At 31.0% G+C, this 25756-nt stretch carries 22 protein-coding genes; 5 read left to right on the top strand and 17 right to left on the bottom strand.

The window, feature by feature from the left end:
• Positions 1–134 precede the first annotated feature (134 nt).
• The 4 genes from C6368_RS13565 to C6368_RS13550 all read right to left on the bottom strand — a co-directional run bounded on the left by C6368_RS13565 (position 135) and on the right by C6368_RS13550 (position 4858).
• Positions 135–1166: a PAS domain-containing protein gene (locus tag C6368_RS13565; protein WP_107039761.1), complete on the bottom strand. Its 1032-nt coding sequence runs from the start codon at positions 1164–1166 to the stop codon at positions 135–137.
• A gap of 156 nt (positions 1167–1322) precedes the next feature.
• The gene (locus C6368_RS13560; protein ID WP_107039760.1) at positions 1323–2873 is read right to left on the bottom strand and encodes a nuclear transport factor 2 family protein; all 1551 of its coding nucleotides are present in this window, start codon (positions 2871–2873) and stop codon (positions 1323–1325) included.
• 457 nt (positions 2874–3330) lie between these two features.
• A complete protein-coding gene (locus tag C6368_RS13555; RefSeq protein WP_107039759.1) occupies positions 3331–3879 on the bottom strand; it encodes a hypothetical protein in 549 nt (182 codons plus the stop codon).
• A 106-nt stretch (positions 3880–3985) separates the two neighbouring features.
• Positions 3986–4858 carry a helix-turn-helix domain-containing protein gene (locus tag C6368_RS13550; protein ID WP_107039758.1) on the bottom strand — a complete coding sequence of 291 codons (873 nt, stop codon included), beginning with the start codon at positions 4856–4858 and terminating at the stop codon, positions 3986–3988.
• Between the two features lie 88 nt (positions 4859–4946).
• Here C6368_RS13550 and C6368_RS13545 point away from each other — a divergent pair, with 88 nt between their 5' ends.
• Positions 4947–5312, top strand: a complete 366-nt coding sequence (locus tag C6368_RS13545) for a DUF983 domain-containing protein (protein WP_107039757.1) — start codon at positions 4947–4949, stop codon at positions 5310–5312.
• A gap of 85 nt (positions 5313–5397) precedes the next feature.
• Here the strand turns inward: C6368_RS13545 and C6368_RS13540 are convergent, their stop codons facing one another.
• The 10 genes from C6368_RS13540 to C6368_RS13495 form a co-directional block, all read right to left on the bottom strand.
• The gene (locus tag C6368_RS13540) at positions 5398–5847 is read right to left on the bottom strand and encodes a hypothetical protein (RefSeq protein ID WP_107039756.1); all 450 of its coding nucleotides are present in this window, start codon (positions 5845–5847) and stop codon (positions 5398–5400) included.
• A 38-nt stretch (positions 5848–5885) separates the two neighbouring features.
• On the bottom strand, positions 5886–6314 hold the full coding sequence (locus C6368_RS13535; protein WP_107039755.1) for a hypothetical protein: 429 nt from the start codon (positions 6312–6314) through the stop codon (positions 5886–5888).
• 46 nt (positions 6315–6360) lie between these two features.
• Positions 6361–7272: an ExbD/TolR family protein gene (locus C6368_RS13530; protein WP_107039754.1), complete on the bottom strand. Its 912-nt coding sequence runs from the start codon at positions 7270–7272 to the stop codon at positions 6361–6363.
• A 538-nt stretch (positions 7273–7810) separates the two neighbouring features.
• The gene (locus C6368_RS13525; protein WP_107039753.1) at positions 7811–8332 is read right to left on the bottom strand and encodes a hypothetical protein; all 522 of its coding nucleotides are present in this window, start codon (positions 8330–8332) and stop codon (positions 7811–7813) included.
• Between the two features lie 7 nt (positions 8333–8339).
• Positions 8340–9620 (bottom strand): AAA family ATPase, encoded by a 1281-nt coding sequence (locus C6368_RS13520; protein ID WP_107039752.1) that lies wholly within the window; start codon positions 9618–9620, stop codon positions 8340–8342.
• Positions 9621–9869: 249 nt separating this feature from the next.
• Positions 9870–10922 carry a M42 family metallopeptidase gene (locus tag C6368_RS13515; protein ID WP_107039751.1) on the bottom strand — a complete coding sequence of 351 codons (1053 nt, stop codon included), beginning with the start codon at positions 10920–10922 and terminating at the stop codon, positions 9870–9872.
• A gap of 34 nt (positions 10923–10956) precedes the next feature.
• A complete protein-coding gene (pdxA, locus tag C6368_RS13510; RefSeq protein ID WP_107039798.1) occupies positions 10957–12066 on the bottom strand; it encodes a 4-hydroxythreonine-4-phosphate dehydrogenase PdxA in 1110 nt (369 codons plus the stop codon).
• A 145-nt stretch (positions 12067–12211) separates the two neighbouring features.
• A complete protein-coding gene (locus C6368_RS13505; RefSeq protein WP_107039750.1) occupies positions 12212–12505 on the bottom strand; it encodes a hypothetical protein in 294 nt (97 codons plus the stop codon).
• A 681-nt stretch (positions 12506–13186) separates the two neighbouring features.
• Positions 13187–14308, bottom strand: coding sequence for a T9SS type B sorting domain-containing protein (locus C6368_RS13500; RefSeq protein ID WP_107039749.1), 1122 nt, complete (start codon positions 14306–14308; stop codon positions 13187–13189).
• Entirely contained in the window at positions 14298–14849 is a 552-nt protein-coding gene (locus C6368_RS13495) for an RNA polymerase sigma factor (RefSeq protein WP_234369142.1), read from the bottom strand. The genes C6368_RS13500 and C6368_RS13495 overlap by 11 nt, the downstream gene beginning before the upstream one ends.
• Before the next feature lie 77 nt (positions 14850–14926).
• Here C6368_RS13495 and C6368_RS13490 point away from each other — a divergent pair, with 77 nt between their 5' ends.
• Positions 14927–16138, top strand: coding sequence for a TlpA family protein disulfide reductase (locus C6368_RS13490; protein WP_107039748.1), 1212 nt, complete (start codon positions 14927–14929; stop codon positions 16136–16138).
• 6 nt (positions 16139–16144) lie between these two features.
• Here the strand turns inward: C6368_RS13490 and C6368_RS13485 are convergent, their stop codons facing one another.
• Both C6368_RS13485 and C6368_RS13480 read right to left on the bottom strand, forming a co-directional pair.
• Positions 16145–16786 (bottom strand): outer membrane beta-barrel protein, encoded by a 642-nt coding sequence (locus tag C6368_RS13485; protein ID WP_107039747.1) that lies wholly within the window; start codon positions 16784–16786, stop codon positions 16145–16147.
• Between the two features lie 202 nt (positions 16787–16988).
• Positions 16989–17741 (bottom strand): response regulator, encoded by a 753-nt coding sequence (locus C6368_RS13480; RefSeq protein ID WP_107039746.1) that lies wholly within the window; start codon positions 17739–17741, stop codon positions 16989–16991.
• Positions 17742–18453: 712 nt separating this feature from the next.
• Between C6368_RS13480 and rpiB the strand changes: the two genes are divergently transcribed.
• Positions 18454–18900 (top strand): ribose 5-phosphate isomerase B, encoded by a 447-nt coding sequence (gene rpiB / locus C6368_RS13475; protein ID WP_107039745.1) that lies wholly within the window; start codon positions 18454–18456, stop codon positions 18898–18900.
• A 53-nt stretch (positions 18901–18953) separates the two neighbouring features.
• Here rpiB and rnr read toward each other — a convergent pair whose 3' ends face one another.
• Entirely contained in the window at positions 18954–21077 is a 2124-nt protein-coding gene (gene rnr / locus C6368_RS13470) for a ribonuclease R (protein WP_107039744.1), read from the bottom strand.
• 160 nt (positions 21078–21237) lie between these two features.
• Between rnr and C6368_RS13465 the strand changes: the two genes are divergently transcribed.
• Both C6368_RS13465 and C6368_RS13460 read left to right on the top strand, forming a co-directional pair.
• Complete coding sequence (locus C6368_RS13465; protein WP_107039743.1) at positions 21238–21744, top strand: ferritin; 507 nt, start codon at positions 21238–21240, stop codon at positions 21742–21744.
• Positions 21745–21776: 32 nt separating this feature from the next.
• On the top strand, positions 21777–25676 hold the full coding sequence (locus C6368_RS13460) for an adenylate/guanylate cyclase domain-containing protein (protein ID WP_107039742.1): 3900 nt from the start codon (positions 21777–21779) through the stop codon (positions 25674–25676).
• Positions 25677–25756: the final 80 nt, after the last annotated feature.

Raw genomic sequence — 25756 nt, 5'->3', positions numbered from 1 at the left:
GCGTAAAATTCCTTTAAGGAATTTTTTTTCCTTCATAAATTTAGTTCTTAGAGAAAATTCAAGTTATCCCTTCAATTTTGAAACTAACATTTTTCCTGCAATTTCACAAATTAGAAAATTAAAAAGGAGCTGTTTTAGATACTATCTTTAGTCAAATCTATTTGTAATTCTGCACACGCTCCTTTATTATCATATAACCTAATTGAACCATTCAACTGATCGATGAGGCCATCAATGATTGCAATTCCGAATGAATTTCCTTCTTGAATAGAAATCAAGCCATCGCCATAACCAACGCCATCGTCACAATAATTCAATTTAAGTATATTGTCTTCCTTTTCAATAGTAATAATGATATTCATTGCATCGTATGTTGGCTTCCCATGTTTCAATGAATTATTCACCAATTCAGTAATAATTAACCCAATTGGAATTAAAAAGTCAATATTTTGTTTAAAATCTATAGATTCAATATTAAGCTTAATATCACGTTTTTGAATTAGAGGTGTGATAATCTGCTTTATATAAGTATCGATATGAACTATATCTAAATCTTCAGTTTTATAAATGGCTTCATAAGCCATGGCAATCGAATTTATTGAGTCTTCAATTTCATGGGTTTCAACCTTACCGTTTTTATCTTTCAACCGCGATAAACTTAAAATCAACTGAAGATTGTTTTTAACACGATGGTGAACTTCCTGAAGTAAAATATCGCGTTCTTTAATTGCTTTTTTTAGCTGTAATTCTTGTTTCTTTTCTTCTGTAATATCAACATGACAACCAATCACACGAACAGGATTATCATCATCTCCCCATTCAACAACTTTACCATTACATCTAACCCAAACAGTACTCCCATTTTTATGATAATAACGTACAATAACGTTAAATGGAATTTTACCTTTTGATTTTATATGATTCTCCAAGGATTCATACATACTAGGTAGGTCTTCCTGAAATGCGATTTCTTGCCATGCATCAGGAGAATTTTCCATCTCAGATTCTGCATATCCAAACATTTCCTTAAATCGAGGACTAAGGTATTCCTCATTGGTCAACATATTCCAATCCCAAAATCCTGCTAAAGAACTTTCTAAAGCGCTTTCACTTAATAATTTAAGATTTTCTATTGAATTATATCTTTCCATTGATTGTGCGTACATTAACAATTTAGTTTTACAAAGATACTATAAATCAGATAGTTTCAGCTTTTAGTATTATAAATATTCATTCTAATAATTCTTAAATATAATCATATTTTCAAAATATCTAAACGCTATTTGTAAAATATGTAATTAACTGATTTTAAGCTCTTTTTATTAAAGTTGGTCTGCAATAACAGAAGGATCCCATTCTACTTGAGCTGACATTATTTTACCGGCTTCATTAATTTTAAATTCTTCTACTCCTTTATAAATGATTTCCTTCCCATTATAACTTGTGGCTTTGGTGTTCCAACTTACTTTTATAGACTCTTCTTCGAATTTCTTGCTTTCAATTTCCATACTAAACTCTGTGAAAAATCTAATTACTCCCTTGAAGAAAATCGCTAACTCCTTATGTCCAATGTAAGGACGACTTCCAATAGGATCTTCGATATAACCATCCTCAGAAAATAATCCAATCCAACCTTCTTGATCAAATCGGCTAATTGCATCAAAATAGTTATTCACTGTGGAATCTATTGTATCCACATTAGAAGTATGTTTTTCCGCATTTTCTGGTGTTGGACCTTCCTTTTCAAGCACTAAAATTCCCGCACTATTTCCATATTGATAGTTAGTTTTTAATGTTAAATCATATTTTGCTTGATCTATTTCTTTGAAAATAGGTTCAACAAATTTATCAACTAATGACACTAGGTCAAAACCAATAGAACCGAAAGATTGAGAACCAATTATATTTGAAGAAAGTATATAATGCTGAAAAAAGAAATTCTTTAATGAACGTTCAAGCTTTGAAAAATTATTTAAAACAGCTACAGAAACAGTGTTTTCCTCTGGTTTTTCTAGCACTTCAACAATACTTTTATTTTCATTTTCAAGGTGCTTCAAATACTTATCAAAGATTAATCTTGAAAAATAAAACAAACCAGGAGCCTGTTGAGATTGACCACCACTTGCACCCCTTAGGGCAACTCTTAATGGATGGTACTCAGCTAAAACCATATGTTCCAAAATTAAAATATGTTCAGACAAGTAGAGTAACACCTCGTATGAAACATTAAAATGATGTCCAATTTTTGGATGATCAAATCCAGAATCTTGAATTAATGAATGTATAGTTTGTAGTTCATTCACCCCTATTTTAAACCAACATTCAGAAATTTGATGGGTCACCATAAACAATGTGTCCTCTGAATTAAAATATTCTAATTCATTAATTCTAAGCATTTTTACAACATTAGGGTAATCCATATAAACCCTTACATCATAATTTTCTACTGTGATTTCTGATAAATTAAAATGCTTTCTTATGCCATTCATAGGACCATCAAGTCCCATTTCAACTTTTTTAGAAAGTTCGAAATAATTAGCGCTAATTCTATCTATAACTCCAGCGAATTCTTCACCTACTAGTTTTAGATTGTCAATATTATCTGAAAAACTGTTCTGAAATCCTTTTTCTCCTTTACTAAAATCTCCAGAACTTAATATTTTAAATTGTGATTCTATTCCTTTTAAAATATCAGTTATTTTATCAGCATTGTATATTTTATCTTTATTTAGCGTATTTCCCAATAAAAATGTTGAAAACTCTATTGATGCCATTCCGCACCTCAAAAAAACTTCTTTTCTATCAGTACTTTCTTCAAAAAAAGAATTCAATTTTTCAAAATGTATATATAAATTATACGGTATTTTTTTCATTACAATTAGCGATTAACAATGTACAGTAGCAATAATATTATAAATTTAAAAATATTTTTCGATCTAGTAACTATTTGAATGAAATACGGTTGAACTTAAAATTTTTTACGCTAAAATCATCCGATTAAAATGTTTAAAATTCTAGCATTAAAAGTTATTTATTAACCACATTTAATAAATTAATGGATCCAATTATTTTTTCAACTTTCATTTCTAAACTTAGCAAATCACCTTCATCAAAATCGCTATTGATTAACGAAGAAATTTGCATTTATTGCCCTTTTTCTTTACTAGAAATACAATTGATTTCTAGCGGAATTTTGTTTGCTTGATCTTTTAAGACTTGACTCATGTAATAATGTATTCTTTTTGTAGTAACTTATTAAACAAGTGGAAAAGCACCCGCTAAGCATTATGTTTAAAAGAACAAAATGTCTGGTATAAATTAGAGCAATTTCTACCTGTCTAGTCCCATTTTTATAAGAATTATGACAAGGAAAATAAAAAGTATTATACCTCCAATAAAACGTGAACTACATCCTGTTTTATCGCTTTCGGTGTCATATTGCTTATTATTTGCTTCGTTTTCTAGGTAATCTGGTGGAAACAATTCAACCCATTTTATTTCAGGTAGATTTTTATCATGAAAAACATAGATTTCACATATTTCCTCGTATTGCAAAGGCAGCGGTAACGAATTGTCTTTATTTAGTTCTCCTCCCAGGACTATTGAAAATTTTTCAGAATTGATAAAACTAAATGTGCATTGCGCGGGAATCTTCCATTCTTCATTCACATATATGACCTCAAAATCTTGAATTATTGAGTGGAGACATGATGACCATCTTTTTGTTGCATTAATTTCTTTGTAAGGTGTCAGCCGCTTAATTGGAATGTATTTTCCTGTCCCAATTTCATGTTGATCATTGTTCCTTCCAACCGATATGAAGGTGAAACCCATTGGAAAATTCAATCTCAATTCCCAAATCAAAATTGTCGAAGCCATCAAAATAAAATGGCTGTTGAGTATCATTTAATTCGAAGTAAGTCACTTTTATGATCTGCTGACCTACTACCTGTTGTTTTATATCTTCTTTCAAGTAATCAAGTATTTACTGTTGCATGTATTGCTGTACAAAATTGAGCGGAGTATTTCCTGTTTTCGATTTAAAAAAGCGAATGAAGTAAGAACTTTCACTAAATCCAAGTTCATCGCTAATTTCTGACACATTCAATTGCGAATGCATCAACATCCTTTTAGCTTCCAACAAAACCCTATCTTGAATCATGGCACCACTTGTTTTATTTAAGCAATTCTTTACGATTCTATTGAGGTGCTTTTCAGAAATATTTAATAATGAAGCATAGTCTTTCGGAAATTTCATGAATTTGAAATTTAATTCAATCAAATCTTCAAACTGTCTCACCTTTTTCAAATAAGTCAAACTTTCAATGTGGTAAATCGGGACGTAGCTTCTTCCAATTTCAATATAAATGAGATTAATCAACGAACGAATCTTCGACCACTTATGGTAACGTTCTTGCGTGTATTCTGCAACAAGATCACGCATAAATCCTACTATTAAAGGTACAACTTGTTGTTTTAAATAAACCACCGGTGGATTCTGAAGAGAGGAAAAGAATTCAAAATCTTTTATTCCTGTCGTTAAATGTCCTTCATCAAAAAATATAGAATTATGAAAAAAGATAAAACCCTCAATATCAGATGAAAACTTCCAAAAATGCATCTGACCCGGTTTGAGCATAAATACTGTTCCTGGAACAACATCGTAAGATTCAAAATCGATTTCATGTTTACCACTCCCATGTGTAATTAATACTGTTAAATAAAAATCATGTTTATGTGGAAACTCAGTAAAATGATGTGTTTTTACATGATCACTCAAGTAGTTTACATAGAAAACATCTCGACTATCAATAGTCTCGAAATTTTGTATGCTGTAAACAGGAAAACCTTCTTTCATAAAACAAATATAATAAATGTCTGAATAATGCTATTGTTGGCGTATATAATACGAACCAATAAAGATCTGTTCGTTGTAATTTTGTCGCATGAATAAAGTAAAGAAGGTCGTAAATTTTGTTGCTGCTGTTTATCGTGAAAAATGTCCAAACTGTGGAAAAGGTCATGTTTTTGAAGAAAAAACAGCAATTTTAAACATTCCAAAAATGAACGATCGCTGTTCAGCATGTGATTATCGTTTTGAGCGCGAACCCGGATATTTTATTGGCGCAATGTACCTTGGTTATGCTTTGTCTATTTTTCAAGGTCTTATCACCTATCTCCTTTATCATTTCTTCCTACCAGAAATAGCAATAGGATGGGTTATTTTACTCGTAATAGTTCCAATGTTGTTTTTGGTTAAAAAGAACTTTAAATGGTCAAGGATTTTATATATTCATATATTTCCTTGGTAAGAGTGAGGAAATAGAGTTTCATTTATGCTGCTTATTGAAAATTTGGTATCCTCCAAAAGGATGCATCATAAGTTATTGAGCTATGTCATTCAAAAGAATTAAGGTAGTATTCTATAACCCTTCTATTAAGTCTTACATAAATGTCATTTTCTGTATATGGTTTTCGAAATCTTCTGAGTCTCTTTAAATCACTTTCTATTTCATCTTTTATTTCTTCAGCAAATAAATCTGTCTGTTTACATAGATTCCACCGAATCCACTTTATTGATCTTACATATCCTCTATCCCAATTGATATTGGCATTTCTTTTCGCTTCATCTTCAAAATTTCGGATATAATACAGCATTTCAACGCAATCATTTGTAAATTTTACCTTTTTCCAATTTTCTTTTGGTAAAAGGCTATCATAAATTAATTGATATTCAGCCGACAAAGGTTCTACACAGGCTGTTTTTTCAAAGTTAAAATCAGAAGCTTGTGCAAAACTAAAGTTTGAAAGACAGATTAATGTCATTATGATGAGTAGATTTTTCATGATTGTAACTGTTGAGTGTAAAATACGTTTTTATGCTTTCATATAGTGTTGTAATTAATTTTTACCTCTCTATTTATTTTTATCTTAAAACCTTCCTCAAGAATTCCATCATCCTCGATTATGTATTTCTTTCCGTTTCTGTTAAGTACTGAATAAAACTGTATAGCATGCTTATCATTAAACTCAATAAAGGCAATCTTTGAATGAAGTTCACGCACAGAATCACAATCATATTTATTTGAAAGAAACTCTGCCAATTTATCTGCATAATTGAATCCCTTATTTTCTTCATCAATAAATAATTCAATGTGGCTTTTAAGAAACGATTGGTTTCCATAAAGTTCTATTGGTATTCCTTCTGAATTTGGTTCATCAAGAAAAGAAAACTCTTCGTTTTTGAATACTTCTTTCAAATCTAAAAGTAATTCTTGTTTTGTGATATTATATTCTAAGAATATCCAGTGCATCTTTAATTAATTTTAAAGTGAATACTTAACTTCGATCGAGCGTTAGCTAATGCTCTGTCATGTATTCTTTTATTCTTTTCGGGTAAGTCTGTTTAATCTCATTCTGTTTGTCTTCAGCTAATTCATTTAACGTTTGATTATATTTTGTAATGGCTAATTCATTTCTAAGTTCGTAATAAACCAAGGCAATTTGATTTTGTACTTTTAAGTAATAGTCATAGGAAGTTCCATTATCCGCTCGAAAGATAATTACGTGATTTGAGCCATTTGTCTTAATAAACTTACTTAGGATAGTTTTTAGTTCTTCTCGACTTATCTCGTTTTCATTCACAATAATTTGGTCCTTTTCTGTCAATGTCACAAATATTGATTCGTATGTCTCAATTTCTGCATCACTATTAGTTTTTAATTTTATGTTAAACCCTACTTCTGCATTGGCTGTATATGCAATTGTCAATAGCGCAACAGCTCTATAATACTGCCTATCAAAGTCAGAAGACTCCAGAACGCTGGTTATAGCTTTGGCAATAGTTGAAGGTGAAACTTCGTTTTGTGCTGCATTTTGTATCGCAAGCCTCATTTGGCTATATTTTGAATTTGCAAGGCTTGTTGAATCAAGCTGTTGGAGTTGTTCTAAACAATCAGTAGAATAAAATTCGTTGGGTGTCAATTTGTAAATGTTCTCAAATCTATCATAGTCCAAAGTTGCCGGAATATCGTTGAGTTCAATTATTTCATTGTAAAAATCAAAATATGATTGTCCTGATGAAGATTTAAGTGATTTGCTGGTAATTAGATACTTTTCGAGCTCGACAAGTTCCTGTTGAATATTGACTTTCTGCTCATTATAACTCTTTACCAAACAGCTAAAAAGGATTGATTCTATTTCAATGTCTATTTCCTGTCCCCAAGAACTGAAAGAAATAAATAAGGTCAATATCAAAGTAATCTGTTTCATTGAGTTTTTATGGTTTCACAACTTAAAAGCGTTTTATCTGTTGTTTTCTGCCACTAACCAAAGATAGAAAAATAAACTTGTGATTCAATCAAGAAGCTACTTGGTCGAAGTGTAGAAAATTATTGATAAGTAGAGTTTGACTAAGCATCGCTAAAGAAAACTAAAATATTCATTCTATTTCGATGGATATTTCATTGGATTCAGAACTGGTTAAATGAGGAAGTATAAAGTAATTGCACGTTCATAAACAAGACGTAAATCAGCAAGTTAATTTTTCAAATAATACAGTATTAAATCGTATTCCTCATAGGGAAATCCTGATCTCCCGATTAAAATACGGGACAGGCTGTCAACATGGTATTATTCATTTCTTGATTGTTTTTTAAAGGTATTCATGAGTACTACGTAGTTCAGCAGGCTCCATTGAGTTTATCGAAATGGTTCTATTGAGTTTGTCTAAATATTGGCCAACTTAGCGAAGCGATCTCACAACCGTAGGGCGTAATCGGCACGCCGAATACTTAGTTATCGTACCACGTTATTTTAGTAATTTAGATATGCGTTCACTTGTCATTTTGTTTAATTTACATAATGGTTTTAAACTCTTATCGACATACCTATCAGTTAATAAATTTTTGTTTTTTTCTGAAGTATAATAAGCTGGTATTGAAAAACTTTTAGGATAATATTTCTTATCTGTTACAAAAGGAATTGACCGTGTATCCTCTGAGCATATTAGTCTACACTTTGTGATTACAACAATTGCAGGTAAATGAGGGTCGTCAAAATCAGCATTGTCTCTCAAATCTTCTACTTTCTTTTGGTATTCGTCAATTTCATCTTGGCAACCTTCTAAAGCTTTACCAAAATCTTTAAGTAGTCTAATAATGGGTAGGTATTTTGAAGTTTTAGCCATTTCTTTTCGATATTGACTACCTCCATATATCATTAGTCCTTTGCCTAATAAAATCCATTCAAGTACTGGCTTGAAATCTGAGTGTTTTGCAGATGATTTTGAAAATACATTAGCAACACAGTTTGCGTCTATAATTATTGCCATACTTAAATTATAATTCTAATAATTTAAGTTCCTCATCAATAAAAAAGTCTCTGTAACTAGTCGGGACTTTTTCAGAATATGAGCCATCTTTGTTTATTTTAATGTTAGTAATTGTATTACCCTCAGAATTTCTTTCAAAAAACAAAACTTTTGTATTGAAAGCCACCTCTTTTTTTGATGTATGAAGTTTATACCTCAATCTGTTTATAGTAAAATCACTATGAGTTTCAATTATAAACTTATTTTGGTCGTTTTTCACAGCATTATATAAAAAACTACCAAATGCAGATTGTGCTTTTGGATGTAGGTGAACCTCTGGTTGTTGAATTGAAAAACAAGTTTTCTTTGTAGACAAAACCTCAATAATTAATGGTAATGACTGAGATACACCATAACCTACATTAGGAAGTTTAATTTCAATGTCTTTATATTTTACTATAATTTCAAATGGTGAGCTATTCTTTTTTCCTAATTCTCGTATTTCAATTTTATCAAATAAATTACTATTCTTACCAAAAGATTCTAAACTAGTAATTATTTTAGTTTTCTCTGTGCTTGTTCTGTTTCCTAAAATCTGACGAAGAATTGATGGTATATGTTCGCCTTCTGGTGAGAATTTGATTTTGTATGATTCATAAGTTCTTTTTGCTTTTGCTCTAATTGGCGCTAGCCATTTGTAATTTGAATAAAGCATTTCTCGTCCAAAAGAACCTCGAAAATTAAATTCATTATCATTTTTCCTGATTTCACTCTCAATGAGCCTTATTAAAATTGATATTGGAATTTGTTTCTGAGGAATATTAATTCTCTTATACTTTTGAGGGAATTTAAAGTCTAAAGCCCAATCTTCAAATTCTGTGATACCCGAATTTTTTACACGGTAAGTAATTTGTTTTTTTGTAAACTTAATTAATACATCCTGTGTCTCTATTTGTACTTTTGCTTGTGTAAGTATTGGAACAGATTTCTCTTCTGTAAATTCAAAAATGACCCTGAATGTTTTTTTATTTTGTTTCTTATCAACATCATCGAAATGTGGTTTTTCAATTCCGATTTGAAAAAATTTATCCTCTGCTCTTTTATTTATTATTTCCTCAAAATAACCTAATTCAACTTCATTGTTGTTAAACTCGTAGTTGTACCAGAATTCTGAACTAGATAAAAGATTAATAATTTTCAAGAAAGAAGTTTTTCCTGTGCTGTTTTCTCCAACTAGAAAATTAATATCCTCTAAATCAACAAATTGTTGTTTAAATCCTTTATAATTCTTTAAATATATTTTTTCCATTTAAGTTTTTTCTAATGTGGCACAACAATTGGCTATCGACCATAGTCTATAACCAACCTATATTTCTACCAAACATAATAAATTAATACCACACATCAAACTACTGTTTTTAATCCTATTTGTGTTCAATTGAGATAATAATCGTTTCTAATCATTCACTGCCAAACCTTTTACAATTCTAACATCAAAAAAAAGAGACTCACTAGGTGAATCTCTTTTCGTATAATTATTTCGTGATTTATCGTAATTCTACTTAAAACTCCAATCGAAAGTATCAATTTCCGAAACACAAGCAATCAACAAATCAATACTGCGTTGAATGTCTTCCTTGTGCGCCATTTCAATCACTTGGTGTAAATGCCTTGTTGGAATAGAAATAGCTCCTGCAATCGATCCTCCGGCTGTCATTCGCTGAATTCCCGCTGTATCTGTTCCTCCTGCAGTTAAAATCTCTGGTTGCCATTTTATATTGTGACCATTTGCCGTTTTTTTCATGTATTCTACCATGCGGTAATCGGCAATTGTAGAAGCATCCATAATTTTAATGGCGGTTCCTTCACCCAAAGAAGTAATTTTCTCGTGGGCTGAAGCTCCCGGTAAATCATAAGCGATTGTTGTGTCTAAACCAAATCCAAAATCTGGATTAATTTTTAATGCCGCTACATTTGCTCCCCGAATTCCAACTTCTTCTTGAACCGTAAAAACGCCGTAAATGTCATAAGGTACTTCTTTATCTTTTAAGTTTTTTAAAGTCTCAATTAAGATAAAAACCGCCAAACGATTGTCTAAAGATTTAGAATTGACGCAGTCTCCCATTTCTACAAAAGAACGCTCTCTTGTGATTGGATCACCAATTTGAATCAATTCTTCAACTTCTTCCTTTGAACGTCCTGTATCGATAAAAAAATCTGTTGTTTTAGGATTTTTATTACGCTCTTCCGGTGTCATCACATGAATTGGCTTTGCTGCCATCACTCCCATTACATCTTCTCTTCCGTGAATTAAAACACGTTGAGCTGTTAGTGTTTTTGGATCAAATCCACCCAAAGTATGAAAACGAATAAATCCTTTTTCATCGATGTGCGTTACAATGAAACCAATCTCATCCATGTGGGCACCAATCATTACTTTTTTATCAGATTTTCCGCGTTTTATGGCGTAAATATTTCCCATGTTGTCGAGTTCTACCTCATCAACAAGTGGACGAATTTCTTCTAAAATTAATGACCTGATTTTTTGCTCATAGCCTGGGGCACCTGGTGCTTGACAAATAGCTCCTAAAAGTTCAAGATTTAAACTCATTTTTTAATTTGTTTTGGGTTATTTTACGACTCTACTAGAAAAATTTCGATTTTCTCTCTTCTCTTACCGGACGACTTTTTAGCGGATTTTCATTCATTTCCTTCACAAATTTTCTTGTTCTGTAAATATCTACAGCTAAATAAATCGCACTGCGCATTGACTGTTCATGTGCTTCATCTTTTCCTGCTATGTCGAAAGCTGTTCCATGATCTGGTGAAGTTCTTACGATAGGTAATCCTGCTGTAAAATTAACTCCGTCATTAAATGCCAAAGATTTGAATCCTGTTAAACCCTGATCGTGATACATTGATAAAACGCCGTCAAAATTTGCATACTGGCGACTTCCAAAGAAACCATCAGCTGGATAAGGTCCAAAAGTTAAAATTCCTTCTTCCATTGCTTTTTGAATAGCTGGAGTAATTTGTTCAGATTCTTCTGTTCCCATTTCTCCTTTTTCACCGGCATGTGGGTTCAACCCTAATACTGCAATTCGTGGTCGAACGATACCAAAATCTTTCTTTAAACTTTTTTCTAATTCTTGAATTTTAGCCAATACTTTCTCTTGTGTAACTTCCTGAATCACTTGTTTCAGAGGAATATGACTTGTTACCAAAGCAACACGTAAATCACCTGAAACCATCATCATCAATGCATCATCTGCTCCTGATAAATCCGCTAAATATTCCGTGTGACCAGGAAATTTAAATCCAGCCATGTGAATTGTTTCTTTTGATATAGGCGCAGTAACCAACACATCAATTTTTCCAGCTGCTAAATCTTGCGTAGCTCTTTCTAAAGATTTAAAAGCATATTTTCCTCCTGTTTCGTTGGCCTTTCCTAATTGAATATCTACCACTTCATTCCAACAAGGAACAATACTTATTTTTCTGTCTTGTGCATTTGCAGCATCGGGTACTCTTTGATAATTAAATAAATCATCATTAATTGCTTTTTTATGAAATGACATTGTCTTTGTAGAACCATAAATAATTGGTGTACAATCCATTAAAATATCAGAATTCCTCAATGCTTTAATAATCACCTCTGGACCAATTCCATTGATATCACCAATTGAAATTCCAACACGGATAGGTTTTCTGTCTGTCTTTAAAATTAAAGTATCTTTTGATTTTTTGTTTTGCATTCTCTTTGTTTTTGTATCATCTTTTATTGAAAGATAGAACACCTATTTGAATAAAGGCGTACTTACAAAAATAACAATTGTTTAGAGAATATATTGTATAAATACCAATGAAGCGCGAACTTAAATATATTGAAGATTACTGTTTTTAATATCTGGCTTTTTTAGTACTCCAATGGTATTTTCTTTTGGAAAAATTTGAATAGCGAGAATAATCAGAATATTTATAGACGAGTCCGAAATGAACATGAGTGAAATTCGATGCACTTGCTAACAAATTAAAATTTCCAATTCCTCGCATTTGAATACCTACTCCTTGAGCAATAAAAAAATTAAAACCTAAGCCAATAATTCCACCTAATGTGCTTTGAGGTTTATTGGTTTCTCTTCCTGTATAACCTAATCCTGCAAGTAGAAATAAATCGAACCTTTGTTGTTCCATATGAGCACCTAAACTGTATTTTAAATGAGTATTGAATGAAAAAAAATGACCTTAAACTAGCGTATCTTTATCAATGGTTTTTCCTAATTTGTAGAAATTGTTGTGATCCTAAACCAGAATCAAAAACATTGTTCCAAAATAATCCAAGCATCCATTTATAGGATTTCGGTTGATTGAATTCATTTTTTTGAGAATTCGAAAATAAACTGATCAATAAAATAAGAAAAGTTGTGGTTAATTTCCTCATAGTAAATACACTAAGTATCTAAAATAGATTATTTTAGGATATCATCCTAATGATAATAAAGAAAAATACCTCTCCTAAATTTCTCTAGTAAAGCAAAATTCACCGAAGTCAAATAATAATAATTGCTTATCGGGAAGTGTAGCTTCAGTTTTATAAATTGTTGCAATTAGAAATTTGTAAAGAATCTTGCTAATTGACAGCTTAATCAAAATCACCAGCTTAATGGATTGTAAAAATTTAAGGGTAAAGCATCGGATAGGCATTAACAATCAGAATGTGCTTTATATTTTAATTGAATTAATATCCATTCTTAAGGAATTTTATTCAATTGGAATTCTTTTCGGTACAATTCCATGACAACTACAATTATGACATAATTCTCATTATAGCTAGATAGTACTTTAAATGAAAAAGTATAGAACAATTTTTACAACCTACCTCTGCAAATGCAATTGCTGATATTTATTTATCGTATTTCCAGCTTCATCTTCAGCAACTAAAATGTAATAGTAAATTCCTTCTTTTACTATTTGACCATTTTTATCAATTCCTGTCCAACGGAAATCAACATCATTTGTAGTGTAAATAATATTTTGTTGTTGATCAATAATTGTCAGTTGGAAGTTTTTAATGTTTTTACAAGTAACAAAAAACTCATCATTATTTCCATCTCCATTAGGTGTAAAAACGTTAGGTAAATCACCAATTTCTGCACTAATTTTAATTTCGATTTGAATATTTTTTACGACTTCTTCTTGATCTGTTGTAACTGTACAAGTCACATTATAAGTTCCTGCTTTAGTATAAAAATGTTCTGGATTATAGTTTCTATCTATCGTTCCATCATCAAAATTCCAAACCACATAAGCATTATTCGGAATTCCTTCTGTTTTGAATGAAACATATTGATTACTTTGTTTCATAACCATAGCTTGAACTTCTGATAATTCTGAAACAAATGCTTCTTTTTCTATAGTTGTTTCATTATTAACAGGTGTTGAATTAACAATTTTCTCAACTGGATTTGATTGTGATTTTTGAACGTTTTTTTCTGTAGTAAGCTCTGTATTTTTAGGTAACAATTCATTCGATGGTTGTTCTATAAATTGCTCCTCTTTTTTAACAGATTTAGAATTTGAAATTTCTTCTGTATTTTCTATTCCATATTCTTTTGGATCCTCGAGTTGAATATCATTGTCAACTGAAACATCAATTTCATTTGTATTTTCCTTTACTACTTCTTCTTTTAACTTTAAATCCTCTATTTTTTCTTTAGTAACTGAATCTTCTGTTTTTAAATCTGTTACTATTTTATCAGATTTTGGAGAATTTTCATCGTTGTTCACTACCAAAATAGTTCCCACCGTAATCGCAGCGACAACTGATATTCCAATAGCAATTTTACCAATTAAACCCAAAGACGAACCCACTCCAGCGGCAGTTCCTGCACTTCCTAGACCAGCTTGAATTCCATTCCATAAATTAGGATTTACCTTCGCTTGGTAGTTTCCCAGTTCTTTTTGGAACAATTCCTTTATTTCATCTTTATCGCTCAATGTTGTATTTTTTTAAAGTATCTCGAAGTACAGATTTGGCACGAGAATATTGTGACTTGGAAGTACTTTCAGAAATTTTTAATTCTTTAGCAATCTCCTTATGACTATATCCTTCAATCGCAAACATGTTGAAAACAACACGGTAACCATCTGGAAGCTGCTGAATAATTTTCATTAAAACTTCAGCTTCTAGTTTTCCTATTGCATCACTTTTCTGAACAATTTCAAAATTTGAATCGTCTAATTGTAAATTATTTTGACTTTTCTTATTCTTTCTAATTTGATCTAAAGCAGTGTTCACAATAATTCTCCTAATCCATCCTTCCAAAGAACCTTTATTTTCAAATCGATGAATATTTTTAAATACCTTGATAAACCCGTCTTGAAGTACATCTTCTGCGCGTGATTTATCTTTGATATAACGCATTGCAACCCCTAACATTAATGGGGAAAAACGATCAAACAACTCACGTTGCGCTTCACCGTTTCCAGAAATACAATTCTGTACAAGAGTTTCATCATCCATTTTCTCACTTCGCATTAAAGACCACAATATTACATAAAAGGTTGCATCAATAAAAAGATGCTCTTATTTTTGAGCAACAGAAATTATTAAAAATGAATTATAAACATGTTGTTGTACTTGCGTTATTTCTTTTTACTCATCTTTTCTCGAGCGCATCAGAAATTAAAGAAGGTTCATGGATAGGTAAATTACACCTTCCAGAAAATAATGAGTTACCCTTTAATTTTGAGGTAGATAACAATCAAGAAATAGTTATCAAAAATGGAAAAGAAAGGGTTGAAATGAATCCTTTAACATTTGAAAATGACAGTTTAAAAATCTACTTCTCTAGCTATCCAAACTATTTAATCTTTAAAATTGATTCTTTAAACGAAAATAAATTATCAGGATATTTTGTCAATCCTGATCGTAAAAACCATTCGAGAATAGCATTAACTGCAAAATTTCATGAATCTTTTGGTACAGTAGATTTAGGCGATGATTATCAAAATATTGATGGGAATTGGCAAATCGCTTTTAATTCAAATTCATCAAGTGAATATCCTGCAATAGGAAAATTTGAACAAAGTAACCACAGTATTTCAGGAACTTTTCTAACAGAAACTGGTGACTATCGTTTTTTAAGTGGTTCTATTATAAACAATGAACTAAAACTTTCAACCTTTGATGGAGCACATATTTTCATGTTTAATGCTACTTTACAAGATGATACCTTGAGAGGTGAATTTCTCTCTGGAAATCATTGGAAAACCAACTGGATAGGATTTAAAAATGAAGATTTTCAACTTAAAAATCCTGATTCGTTAACTTATATGGTGAAAGATGATTTTAAATTTAATTTTCAAACTTTAGAAGGAAAAGAATATGTTTATCCAAACAAAAAATTGCAAAACAAAGTAGTGATTGTACAAATTTTAGGGACTTGGTGCCCAAATTGTATGGATGAAACAGTGTTCTACAATGAATTATATGAAGAATACAATCATTTAGGTCTAGAAATAATTGGCGTTGCCTATGAAACACCTTTGTCTTTTGAAGAAAAAGTTCAAAGAATAAATCGTTTCACTAAAAACAAAGAAGTGAGTTATACCGTTTTAGTTGGTGGTCAAGCTTCCAAAGAGGCAACCTCGAAAGATTTCAATATGCTCAATAAAATCTCTTCATTTCCAACCTCAATATTCATCAATAAATATGATGAAGTGGTAAAAATTCACACAGGTTTTAATGGTCCAGGAACAGGAGAAATATACACAGAGTATAAAATGAAAACCAAAGAATTAATTGAAAAATTACTTCAAGAGTAAATACAATTACTCTCTGTTCTTTCCTTTGAAAATATAACTCACACCAAGTCTGAATGAATTGGCTGATAAATCTGCATTGATAGTGTGTGTATTCACTCCGCTACCGCCAGATACTTTATAATTTACAACTCCCATACTTGAATTTATCATCCATCTGTTATTAATAAAATAGGTTAATCCTGGCGAAACACCAATTGTTGCATTTGTAGAGTTTGTATTTAAATTACCATTTGAAAAATTATCCAAAACAAGACCTCCACCAATATATCCTTCAAGCGTGAAATAAAGCTTGTCAACAATTGGATAAAAGCGAGTTACTCCAAATCTTAAACTAAATGAATTCGTTCTACCTGCTATATTTTCAAAACTAGAAGATCCATAATAATTACTTGAATGACTATATCCTAAACCTCCTCTAATTAGGTATTTATCTGATATAAATTTGCCGAAACTAGGTGCAATTAAAAATCTTAAGCTTCTGCTTTGAACTCCTAAAATAGGTGTCGTATTTAAATTAAAACCTAAAGTTCCACCAAGAATATAATCTCCTTTGGTTGGTTGAGAAAATTCTGTTGGTTCTAAGGATTGAGCTTGTGAAGAAAACACTAAAAAGAAAGATAAAATAGTAGTTATAAATAAGGTTCTCATGATAAAAATTTAGATTAATAAAATTGTAATTGTTTACAACCTATTAAACTGTAAAAATGATAAGATATTACTCAAGAATAATATTTTAACTTAATTCAAAATAATTAAGCGAATTCAATAATTCACAAAAAAAAATTCTTCCATAAATCTTACGGAAGAATCAATATAACCCTATGAAATTTAGAATTTTAAGATTTACAAATCAAATCAAATTAATTCTTTTCACTAATTTATCCTTATACGATCCACCAATTGGAATTGTTTTTTTCTCGTTTTCTAATTGTAGATTAGGATATTCTATTGAAGCTATTTTATCAAGTCGAACAATAAAAGAGCGATGAACCCTGATAAATTCCTTATCGCCTAATTTTTTATCAATATCCTTCATAGTCGAATGAATTGTATATCTATCATCTATAGTATTAATTACAACATAATCTTTTAGTGCTTCTACATAAAAAATTTCTTCCGTATTTAATTTAACTAAACGAGAATTCGATTTAACAAAAATAAATTCGTTTGAACTTTTACTTTCAACTATAGAATAAAGTAGATCGCGCTCCTTTTCAACTTCTTTTTCCTTTTTATGCTTATATAAAGCCATTTCAATCGAAGTATGTAAATCAATTTCTTTAAATGGTTTTATGATATATCCAAAAGGTTCTGTAATTTTTGCTTTAGCAATCGTTGCTTCATCTGCATAAGCTGTTAAAAATATTACAGGAATACCATGTTCCCTTTTTATTATTTCAGCCGCCTCTATACCGTTCATTTCTCCTTTTAGCATGATATCCATCAAAACAATATCTGGCTGTTCACTATCGGCAAGTAACACCGCTTTTTCACCTGTTGCAGAGGCACCAGAAATAAGGTACCCTAATCTTTTTAGACTGTGTTGAATATCTTTTGAAACAATAGATTCGTCTTCGACAACTAAAACTTTTATTTTGGACATATTATTTTACTTTTTGCTAAGTGTGGTAAACTTACAAAATCTATTCGTTTAAGTTTCAAATCTAGTTATAAAATAGCTGTTTTTTTTTTAGGTTATAAAATTAAAAGTACTGTTTATCAATTATCTAACTGATATTTGAATCAATTTAAAAGAAGATAGTATATTTTTTTTGATTTTCAAAACTGAACTTTTTTTTCTTAAAGAGTATATAATTAATTTAAAGAAAATTTTTTAAAAAGCCTTTTACTATTATTATAGTACTGTTAATACGGTTCATTACTTTTTCTTTGTTTTCTTGTTTCCTAACTTGTAAACAATATTTCCACACTTGTACACATCTATTATTTTTTTAAATGCCTACTAAATAGCTATTTGTAGAGTTGTTAACATTACTGTTGATTTCTAAAAATTGTAAAAGTATTTTCTGAAAACTAAAAATATTGATTCATTTTGGGTGTTTATAATTATATGTAAAAAGTAATAACTTACTATTGTTTTTGTCAAATCTATTTTGGTTTAGAATAATTATTTTAATAAGCAAACGAAAGTTATTGAAAGTAGTTAACAATGAATTAATGTTATGTTAATATCTCTGTCAATAACTTCATTTTTTAAACCTAGTAGAATCAGGACTTAAAGAATTTTAAAAAAAGTCATTGTTAATAATTACACCCTATTGTTAATTACGTAATTTTGTAAAAAACTCTTGATTATGACAAACTCTAAAATTATTCCAATTGGCGCCGATCATGCTGGTGTTCAGCTAAAAGAAGCGATAAAAAAGCATTTCACAGAACTTGGTTACGAATTTAAGGATTATGGAACATATACTGAAGAAAGTATAGATTATCCAGACTTTGGCCATCCTGTTGCTAATCATGTCCAAGAAAATGAAGGTACTTTAGGAATTGTTATTTGTGGAAGTGGTAACGGTATTAATATGACTGTGAACAAACATCAAGGAATAAGAAGTGCTTTAACTTGGACTGAAGAATTGGCTGAATTAGCTAGACAACATAACGATGCTAATATTATAGCTCTTCCTGCAAGATTTGTTTCTGAAGAGTTAGCCATTAAAATGGTAGAGAAATTTCTAACCATGGATTTTGAAGGTGGAAGACATCAAAATAGGGTAAATAAGATTGCTTGTAGTGGATAGGAATGATTTGGGATGTGTAAGGACGATTTGCAAATCGTCCCTACATAACCTCCTTATTCAATCAATTCCAAATCCACCTGTTTTTTCAACATATCAACTCCAATAACCTTCACTTTCACTTGGTCTCCGAAATTGAAAACATCATCATTTCTTCTTCCTACGATTTGAAACTTATCATTATCAAAATGGTAGCTTCCATTAGGTAAAGACTGCATTGTAATCATACCTTCACAATGGTTTTCGTTTATTCTCACAAACATTCCAAAATCAGCTAATCCAGAAACAGTTCCTTCATATTCATTTCCTACTTTATCTTGTAAAAACTTCGCTTGGAAAAATTTATTTGATTCTCTTTCTGATTCTATCGCTTTTCTTTCTTGTGCAGAAATATGCTTGGAAATTTCGTTGAGCGTATTTCCGTAGTTTTTTTGTTTGTTGTCTAATTTATCTTGCAATAAACGGTGAACAACTAAATCTGCATATCTTCTAATTGGTGATGTAAAGTGTGTATAGTACTCAAAAGCTAAACCATAATGACCAATATTACTGGTTTGATAAACCGCTTTTGCCATCGAGCGAATTGCCATTGTTTGAATCAATCCGTATTCTGGTGTATCCTTTATTTTTTCAAGTAATCCATTGATTTTTTGAGCTACGTTATCCACATTTTCAAACTCTAAATCATAATCAAATTTTTCAATGAATACAGAGAAAGTTTTTAATTTTTCCAATGATGGTTTGTCGTGGCAACGATAAATAAATTGATTATTAGAACCTTTATCGCCCGGCAATTTACCTACAAATAATGCTACCCTTTTATTGGCCAAAAGCATAAATTCCTCAATCAGCTTATTGGCATCTTTAGAAACTTTTTTCACTACTCCATTTGGCATACCTTTATCGTCGAAAACAAAACTAACTTCTTCAGATTCTATAGATAGTGCTCCATGTTTCATTCTGTCTTTTCGAATGGTTTTGGCAATTTTGTCCATCGCTAAAATCACATCCTTTAAAGTATCACTTTTACCTTCTATAACTTCTTGTGCATCTTCGTAAGCAAAACGATAATCAGAATGAATTACTGTTTTTCCAAACCATTCATTCAATACTTTTCCTTGATCATCTAATTCAAAAATGGCTGAAAAAGCAAATTTATCTTCATTTGGTCGGAGAGAACACGCTAAATTGGACAACTGTTCAGGAAGCATTGGAATTACTCTATCTTCTAAATAAACAGAATTTCCACGTTTTAATGCTTCTTCGTCCATTGCTGTTCCAGGTTGCACATATTGACTTACATCAGCAATGTGAACACCAACTTCTACATTTCCATTTTCTAGAACTTCGTAGGATAATGCATCATCAAAATCTTTTGCATCAAAAGGGTCAATTGTAAAGGTTAGTTTATCACGTAAATCTTTACGTCTTTTAACTTCTTCTTGATCCAATTCTATTCCAACTCCTTCTGCTTCTTGAACAACCTCTTGAGGAAATTCTATTTCAAATTCATTTTTGAATAAAATAGAATACATTTCTGCATCATTATTTCCAGGCATTCCTATCACCTCAATAATTTCTCCGAAAGGACTATCTACTCCTTTTGGCCAAGAAGTCATTCTAGCAATTGCTTTTTGACCAGTTACAGCACCTTTTAGTTTTTCTAAAGGTATATATAGGTCTATATTAATTTTATTGTTATCCAGAATTAGAAAAGCAAACTTACTTTTAACATCAAGTGTACCAACGAATTTAGTGGCTTTTCGAGAGATTATTCTTGTAATTCTACCTTCTGTCTTTTTCTTTTTTTGGCGAATTATTTCTACCTCTACTTCATCTCCATGAAATGCCCTGTTTGTATTTTCTGGTGAAACATAAATATCCCCATCTCTATCAGGAATAATTATATATGCCGCTCCTCTGGATGTAGAATCAACAGTTCCTATAAATTGATTAGAGAAGTTGTCATTGAGTATAAAATATCCCTTTTGAAATTCGTTGAGAAAACTTTCACTTTTTAAATCATTCAATATGGTTAAAACAAGCTTTCGCATGTTTTTATCTGTAATTTGTAGAATTGCACTTATCTCTTTGGAATTGTATTTTTGATCTGGTTGTCTCTCGAATATCTTTCGTATGGCGGATTGTATACCTTTTTTTTTGATTTTGTGTTTTGACATCTAATGTATTTTACTTCAAATATAAATGAATTTCACGTTTAAAAACGGTCTTCCTTTATTATGTAAAAGTTAATAGTTTCTAAATATTTACTTATTGGCTAACATTTTTAGGTTTTATATACTAGCTTATATTTCGTATTTTTGTTTAAAACATAAGAAAATGAACAAAAAAATAGAAAAACTTCTAAACGATCAGATAGAAAAAGAGTATTCTTCAAGTCAACTCTATTTGTCAATGGCTTCTTGGTCAGAAAATCAAGGGTTTAATGGAACGGCATCGTTTTTATACGCACATAGTGATGAGGAACGTGAACATATGTTGAAGTTGGTAAAGTTTATCAACGAGCGTGGTGGAAAAGCGGTTATTCCAGCGATTTATAAACCGGATGTAAGTTTTGATTCAATTGAATTAATCTTTCAAGCGATTTTGGATCATGAAGTGAAAGTAACTGAAAGTATCAATAATATTGTTGATGCGTGTTTAAGCGAAAAGGATTACACAACACATAATTTTATTCAATGGTATGTTTCTGAGCAACTTGAAGAAGAAGCTTTGGCGCGCAACATCATGGATAAATTGAAATTAATAGGTAAAGATAAGGGAGGTTTGTATCTGTTTGATAGAGATATGGAAAGCGCTAACATTGCCGCAGGAAATCCAAACTAGGATTAACCTTTAAGTGTTTTTACACTGACTAAATGAATAACAAATTACTTTTTAAAAGTTTTTTGCTGTATGTGATTTTTTTGAGTCCTTATTTATCCCTTAAGGCTCAAGATCACATACAGTTTAAAAATTATACCATTAATGAGGGACTTTCCCAGAGTACCGTTTCTTGTATTATTCAAGATAAATTAGGTGCCCTTTGGTTAGGTACGCAAGATGGTATCAATAGATTTAATGGAAAGAGTTTTGAGGTTTTTTCAGCAGATAAAGGACATGATATTAACAATGAGTATATCAATACTAGTTTTACCGATCGTATTGGAAACATGTGGTTTGGTACCAATAACGGACTCACAAAATACAATCCAAAATCTGTAAATTTTTCCTCCTATCAATTAGAAACCAATCAAAGATTAGAAGTAACTTCAATAACAGAAGATGCAAATGGAAATATTTGGGTTGGAACGGCTTATGGAAAAATTTACAAGTTTGATCCGGAATTATTATACTTTAAACTTGTAAATGAAAACACTTTTAATTCTCGAATTATTGATATTCGCTATAAGAACAACACACTAATTTTTGTTAGTGAATTTGAAGGAGTTTTAGTAACAGATTCTAAATTTAAAAATAGAAAGTTAATTGATTCAAATGCTAAAAACCCTTCAGATTTTAAGATAAATGGTTTTATAGAATCACCCATACATGATGTTGTTATTGCAACAAATGAAGGAATTTTATATTTAGAGGATACAGATAACTCATTTTTACCTTTACAAACTCTTTTTTCTGCTCTGCCAAACGTGAATATTTTGGATGCCCTCTATCTTTCAAAAGATAAATTACTTGTTGCTTCAGAAAATTCGGGATTATTTCAGATTATAAAAGATAAAAATGACAGTATTAATGTCATCAATTATTCAGCTGATATTTTTCAAAAAGGAGCCATAGTTTCAAATAAATTAACCAGTTTATTTAAGGATAATCAAGGAGTTATATGGATAACTTCTCAACGGGGTTTAAGTAGTTTTAATCCAGAATCAGTTGGTTTTAAAGGAGTTGGAGTTTCTGTAGATCTAAATAAGGGCTTACCTTCTCAGAATATTTGGGGTTTTGCTGAATCTGAAAATCAAAAGTACTTATACATCGCAGCCGATCATGGTGTTTCTGCTTTTGATAGAACATCGCACACTTATTATCATTATTATAGGAGAATAAAAAACAATGAAAGTTCACTAACTTTTAATATCCAAGTGCTTAGCGAAAACAAACTTTTAGTTGGTTGTTCTGATGGTTTATTTCTACTCACTATTGATCAAAATAATCCAAAAGAATATGTTTTTGAAAAGCTAAAACATGGGGCAAATATTTCTCGAGATTTTGATATTACTTATACAATTCAAAAATATAAAAAGGAACATCAATTTTTAATAGGTACTCGTGCTGGAGTAATTCTTTTTGATTTAAAAGAACGTTCTTTTAAGTATTTATTTAATCAAGAAGATGTTCGCAATACTATTGGACCTGGTCCGTGTAGATTGGTCTTTAGAAAGGGTAACCATTTTTATGCTGCTCCATCTTCTGGAGGTATTTATTTAATTGAAGAAAAAAACAATCAGCTAATAGCCTCCTCAAAGCATGAATTTTCATCTTTAAATTCAATATCGAAGGATTATTTTACGGATATATTTCAAATAAATGAGACTGAATTTTGGTTGGGAACAATGGGTGATGGTTTGTTTAGATTTAGTAAATCAGAAAATAATATTACTCAATACAACAAGTCAAATGGTTTACCCAATAATGTTATTTATGGAATTGAAGCTACAGGAAAAGATCCAGAATATATTTGGCTTTCAACAAACAAAGGAATTATAGCTTTAAATACTAAAACAGAAAACTTTTTTACTTTTTCTGAAAAAGATGGTTTAATGAGCAATGAATTGAATTTCGGTGCTGGGTTTACCTCTAAGAATGGAGAAGTTTATTTTGGTGGTATTCAGGGTTTTAATTATGTTAAACCAGAAGAGGCTTTTCAAATTAATAAGAATATTCGTGTATATTTTTCTGGAATTGAACTTGAAAATAAAGCTTTATTTCCTGTGGAAAATGGAATTTTAACGCAGAGTATTGCTTTTACAGATCGTATCGTTATTCCGTATAATAAGCGAAGTTTAAAACTAAGGTTTTTTGCCAATGACTTGAGTAATCCTGAGCGTATCGAATATAAATACGTAATGACGGGCGATGACGAGGTGGAAGAAGAATTGGGCTCCTCCAATGAATTGCGTTTTACCAGTATTGCACCAGGAGTTTATCAGCTCTTCATTTATGCCCGAAATACCAATGGAAGTTGGTCAAAATACCCTGCAAGTATAACCATTGAGGTGGAAGGTCCATTTTGGCTTAAATGGTGGTTTATTGTAATTATTATAATTGTAGTAGGTCTATTTATTTTGTACAGAGTTAGGAAAAGTATTGATAAAGAACGCAGGCAGCAAGTAAGATTGGAAATGAGAATTGCTGAACGAACGCGGGAATTAAGGAAAATGAATGAGAAAATTGAACAGCAAAAGAAGCGTTTAGTTGTTCAAACTGAAGAACTAGAAAGGGAAAAAGACAAGTCTGAACGTTTGTTGAATAATATTTTACCAAAAGAAACTGCAAGTCAGTTGAAAAAAGATGGACGATCTGCTGCACGTGATTTCAGTAAGGTTTCAATTATGTTTACAGACTTTGTTGGCTTTTCTAAAATTGCTGAAGAGATGGATGCTAAGGATTTAGTTTCTATTTTAGATATGCATTTTAGAAAGTTTGACAGTATTATTGATAAGAACGATCTAGAGAAAATTAAAACGATTGGAGATGCATACATGTGCGCTGGAGGTGTTCCCATTCGGAATAAAACTAATCCAATCAATACTACGCTGGCAGCTGTTCAAATTAAGTTCTATATGTTGGATTTTAAAGCCCAACAAGAAAAGAAAGGAGAACCTTATTGGAAATTGCGCATAGGAATTAATACAGGGCCTGTTTCTGCAGGAGTAATTGGAACGAAGCGCTATGCTTATGACGTCTGGGGAAACACCGTAAATAGAGCGCAAAGAATGGAACAACTGTGCGAACCTGAAAAAATAGCTGTTTCTCAAGATACTTTTGATCAAATTGAACCTTATTTTGAATGCAATAGAATCGGTAAAGTAGCCACTAAAAGCGGAAACAAAATTTTAATGTATGAGGTGATTTCTATAAAACCTGAGCTTTCAATTGATGGATTAGGAGTTGAACCAAATAAATCATTTCAAAAGTTAGTGAATCTTCATCATTTCAGTAAGATTAATTATTATAAAGCTGAGCGCTTTATTTTATCCAAATTGAAAAGAGAATTAAGTCCTAAATTACATTATCATTCTTACAGTCATTCCAAAGATGTCACTAGACAGGCTGAAAGAATAGCAATTGGTGAAGGGATTACGGATGAAGATTTATTTTTGTTGAAATCTGCCGCGTCTTATCATGATGCGGGTTTTGTAGAACAATATGAAAGAAATGAACCAATTGGAGCAAGAATGGCAGCTGAAATTTTGCCCAAATTTGGATATACTGAAGCACATATTGAAAGAATTAAAGAATTAATTTTCGTTACTCAAGTACCACATAAACCAAAGAATAATTTGGAAGAAATCATTTGTGATGCTGATTTAGATTATTTAGGAAGAGATGATTTTCATGAAATTGCCGATCGATTAAGAAGAGAACTTAGAGAACACGGGAAGATAGATAGCGATCGCAAATGGGATCAAATGCAAGTAGCTTTCCTGACCAACCATAGATACTTCACCAAAACGTCAATAGAGACGCGTTTGGATAAGAAAAGAAGCAATTTGGAGGATATCAAAAGGAAACTTGAAGAAGACAATTACAAGGATTGATTTATATTAAGAATTTTCCTCTAAATTTAATTCCAGCATTTCTCATCATCTATTTCGGCTAATTTCGAATATAGCTTTTT

The sequence above is a fragment of the Brumimicrobium mesophilum genome (assembly GCF_003025005.1).
In the GTDB taxonomy this organism is placed as follows: Bacteria; Bacteroidota; Bacteroidia; order Flavobacteriales_D; family Crocinitomicaceae; genus Brumimicrobium; species Brumimicrobium mesophilum.
The sequence above is the reverse complement of the archived record's forward strand: the minus strand, read 5'-3'. Positions and strand labels throughout refer to the sequence as shown.

What these genes read in the sequence shown, in the direction of transcription:
- C6368_RS13530 (WP_107039754.1), bottom strand. Translation starts at nt 7,272, where the DNA reads ATGAAACAGATTACTTTGATATTGACCTTATTTATTTCTTTCAGTTCT.
- C6368_RS13555 (WP_107039759.1), bottom strand. Translation starts at nt 3,879, where the DNA reads ATGGCTTCGACAATTTTGATTTGGGAATTGAGATTGAATTTTCCAATG.
- C6368_RS13505 (WP_107039750.1), bottom strand. Translation starts at nt 12,505, where the DNA reads ATGGAACAACAAAGGTTCGATTTATTTCTACTTGCAGGATTAGGTTAT.
- C6368_RS13490 (WP_107039748.1), top strand. Translation starts at nt 14,927, where the DNA reads ATGAATTATAAACATGTTGTTGTACTTGCGTTATTTCTTTTTACTCAT.
- C6368_RS13460 (WP_107039742.1), top strand. Translation starts at nt 21,777, where the DNA reads ATGAATAACAAATTACTTTTTAAAAGTTTTTTGCTGTATGTGATTTTT.
- C6368_RS13485 (WP_107039747.1), bottom strand. Translation starts at nt 16,786, where the DNA reads ATGAGAACCTTATTTATAACTACTATTTTATCTTTCTTTTTAGTGTTT.
- C6368_RS13495 (WP_234369142.1), bottom strand. Translation starts at nt 14,849, where the DNA reads ATGCGAAGTGAGAAAATGGATGATGAAACTCTTGTACAGAATTGTATT.
- C6368_RS13550 (WP_107039758.1), bottom strand. Translation starts at nt 4,858, where the DNA reads ATGAAAGAAGGTTTTCCTGTTTACAGCATACAAAATTTCGAGACTATT.
- C6368_RS13535 (WP_107039755.1), bottom strand. Translation starts at nt 6,314, where the DNA reads ATGCACTGGATATTCTTAGAATATAATATCACAAAACAAGAATTACTT.
- C6368_RS13465 (WP_107039743.1), top strand. Translation starts at nt 21,238, where the DNA reads ATGAACAAAAAAATAGAAAAACTTCTAAACGATCAGATAGAAAAAGAG.
- C6368_RS13480 (WP_107039746.1), bottom strand. Translation starts at nt 17,741, where the DNA reads ATGTCCAAAATAAAAGTTTTAGTTGTCGAAGACGAATCTATTGTTTCA.
- rnr (WP_107039744.1), bottom strand. Translation starts at nt 21,077, where the DNA reads ATGTCAAAACACAAAATCAAAAAAAAAGGTATACAATCCGCCATACGA.
- C6368_RS13540 (WP_107039756.1), bottom strand. Translation starts at nt 5,847, where the DNA reads ATGAAAAATCTACTCATCATAATGACATTAATCTGTCTTTCAAACTTT.
- pdxA (WP_107039798.1), bottom strand. Translation starts at nt 12,066, where the DNA reads ATGCAAAACAAAAAATCAAAAGATACTTTAATTTTAAAGACAGACAGA.
- C6368_RS13560 (WP_107039760.1), bottom strand. Translation starts at nt 2,873, where the DNA reads ATGAAAAAAATACCGTATAATTTATATATACATTTTGAAAAATTGAAT.
- C6368_RS13565 (WP_107039761.1), bottom strand. Translation starts at nt 1,166, where the DNA reads ATGTACGCACAATCAATGGAAAGATATAATTCAATAGAAAATCTTAAA.
- C6368_RS13545 (WP_107039757.1), top strand. Translation starts at nt 4,947, where the DNA reads ATGAATAAAGTAAAGAAGGTCGTAAATTTTGTTGCTGCTGTTTATCGT.
- C6368_RS13515 (WP_107039751.1), bottom strand. Translation starts at nt 10,922, where the DNA reads ATGAGTTTAAATCTTGAACTTTTAGGAGCTATTTGTCAAGCACCAGGT.
- C6368_RS13520 (WP_107039752.1), bottom strand. Translation starts at nt 9,620, where the DNA reads ATGGAAAAAATATATTTAAAGAATTATAAAGGATTTAAACAACAATTT.
- rpiB (WP_107039745.1), top strand. Translation starts at nt 18,454, where the DNA reads ATGACAAACTCTAAAATTATTCCAATTGGCGCCGATCATGCTGGTGTT.
- C6368_RS13525 (WP_107039753.1), bottom strand. Translation starts at nt 8,332, where the DNA reads ATGGCAATAATTATAGACGCAAACTGTGTTGCTAATGTATTTTCAAAA.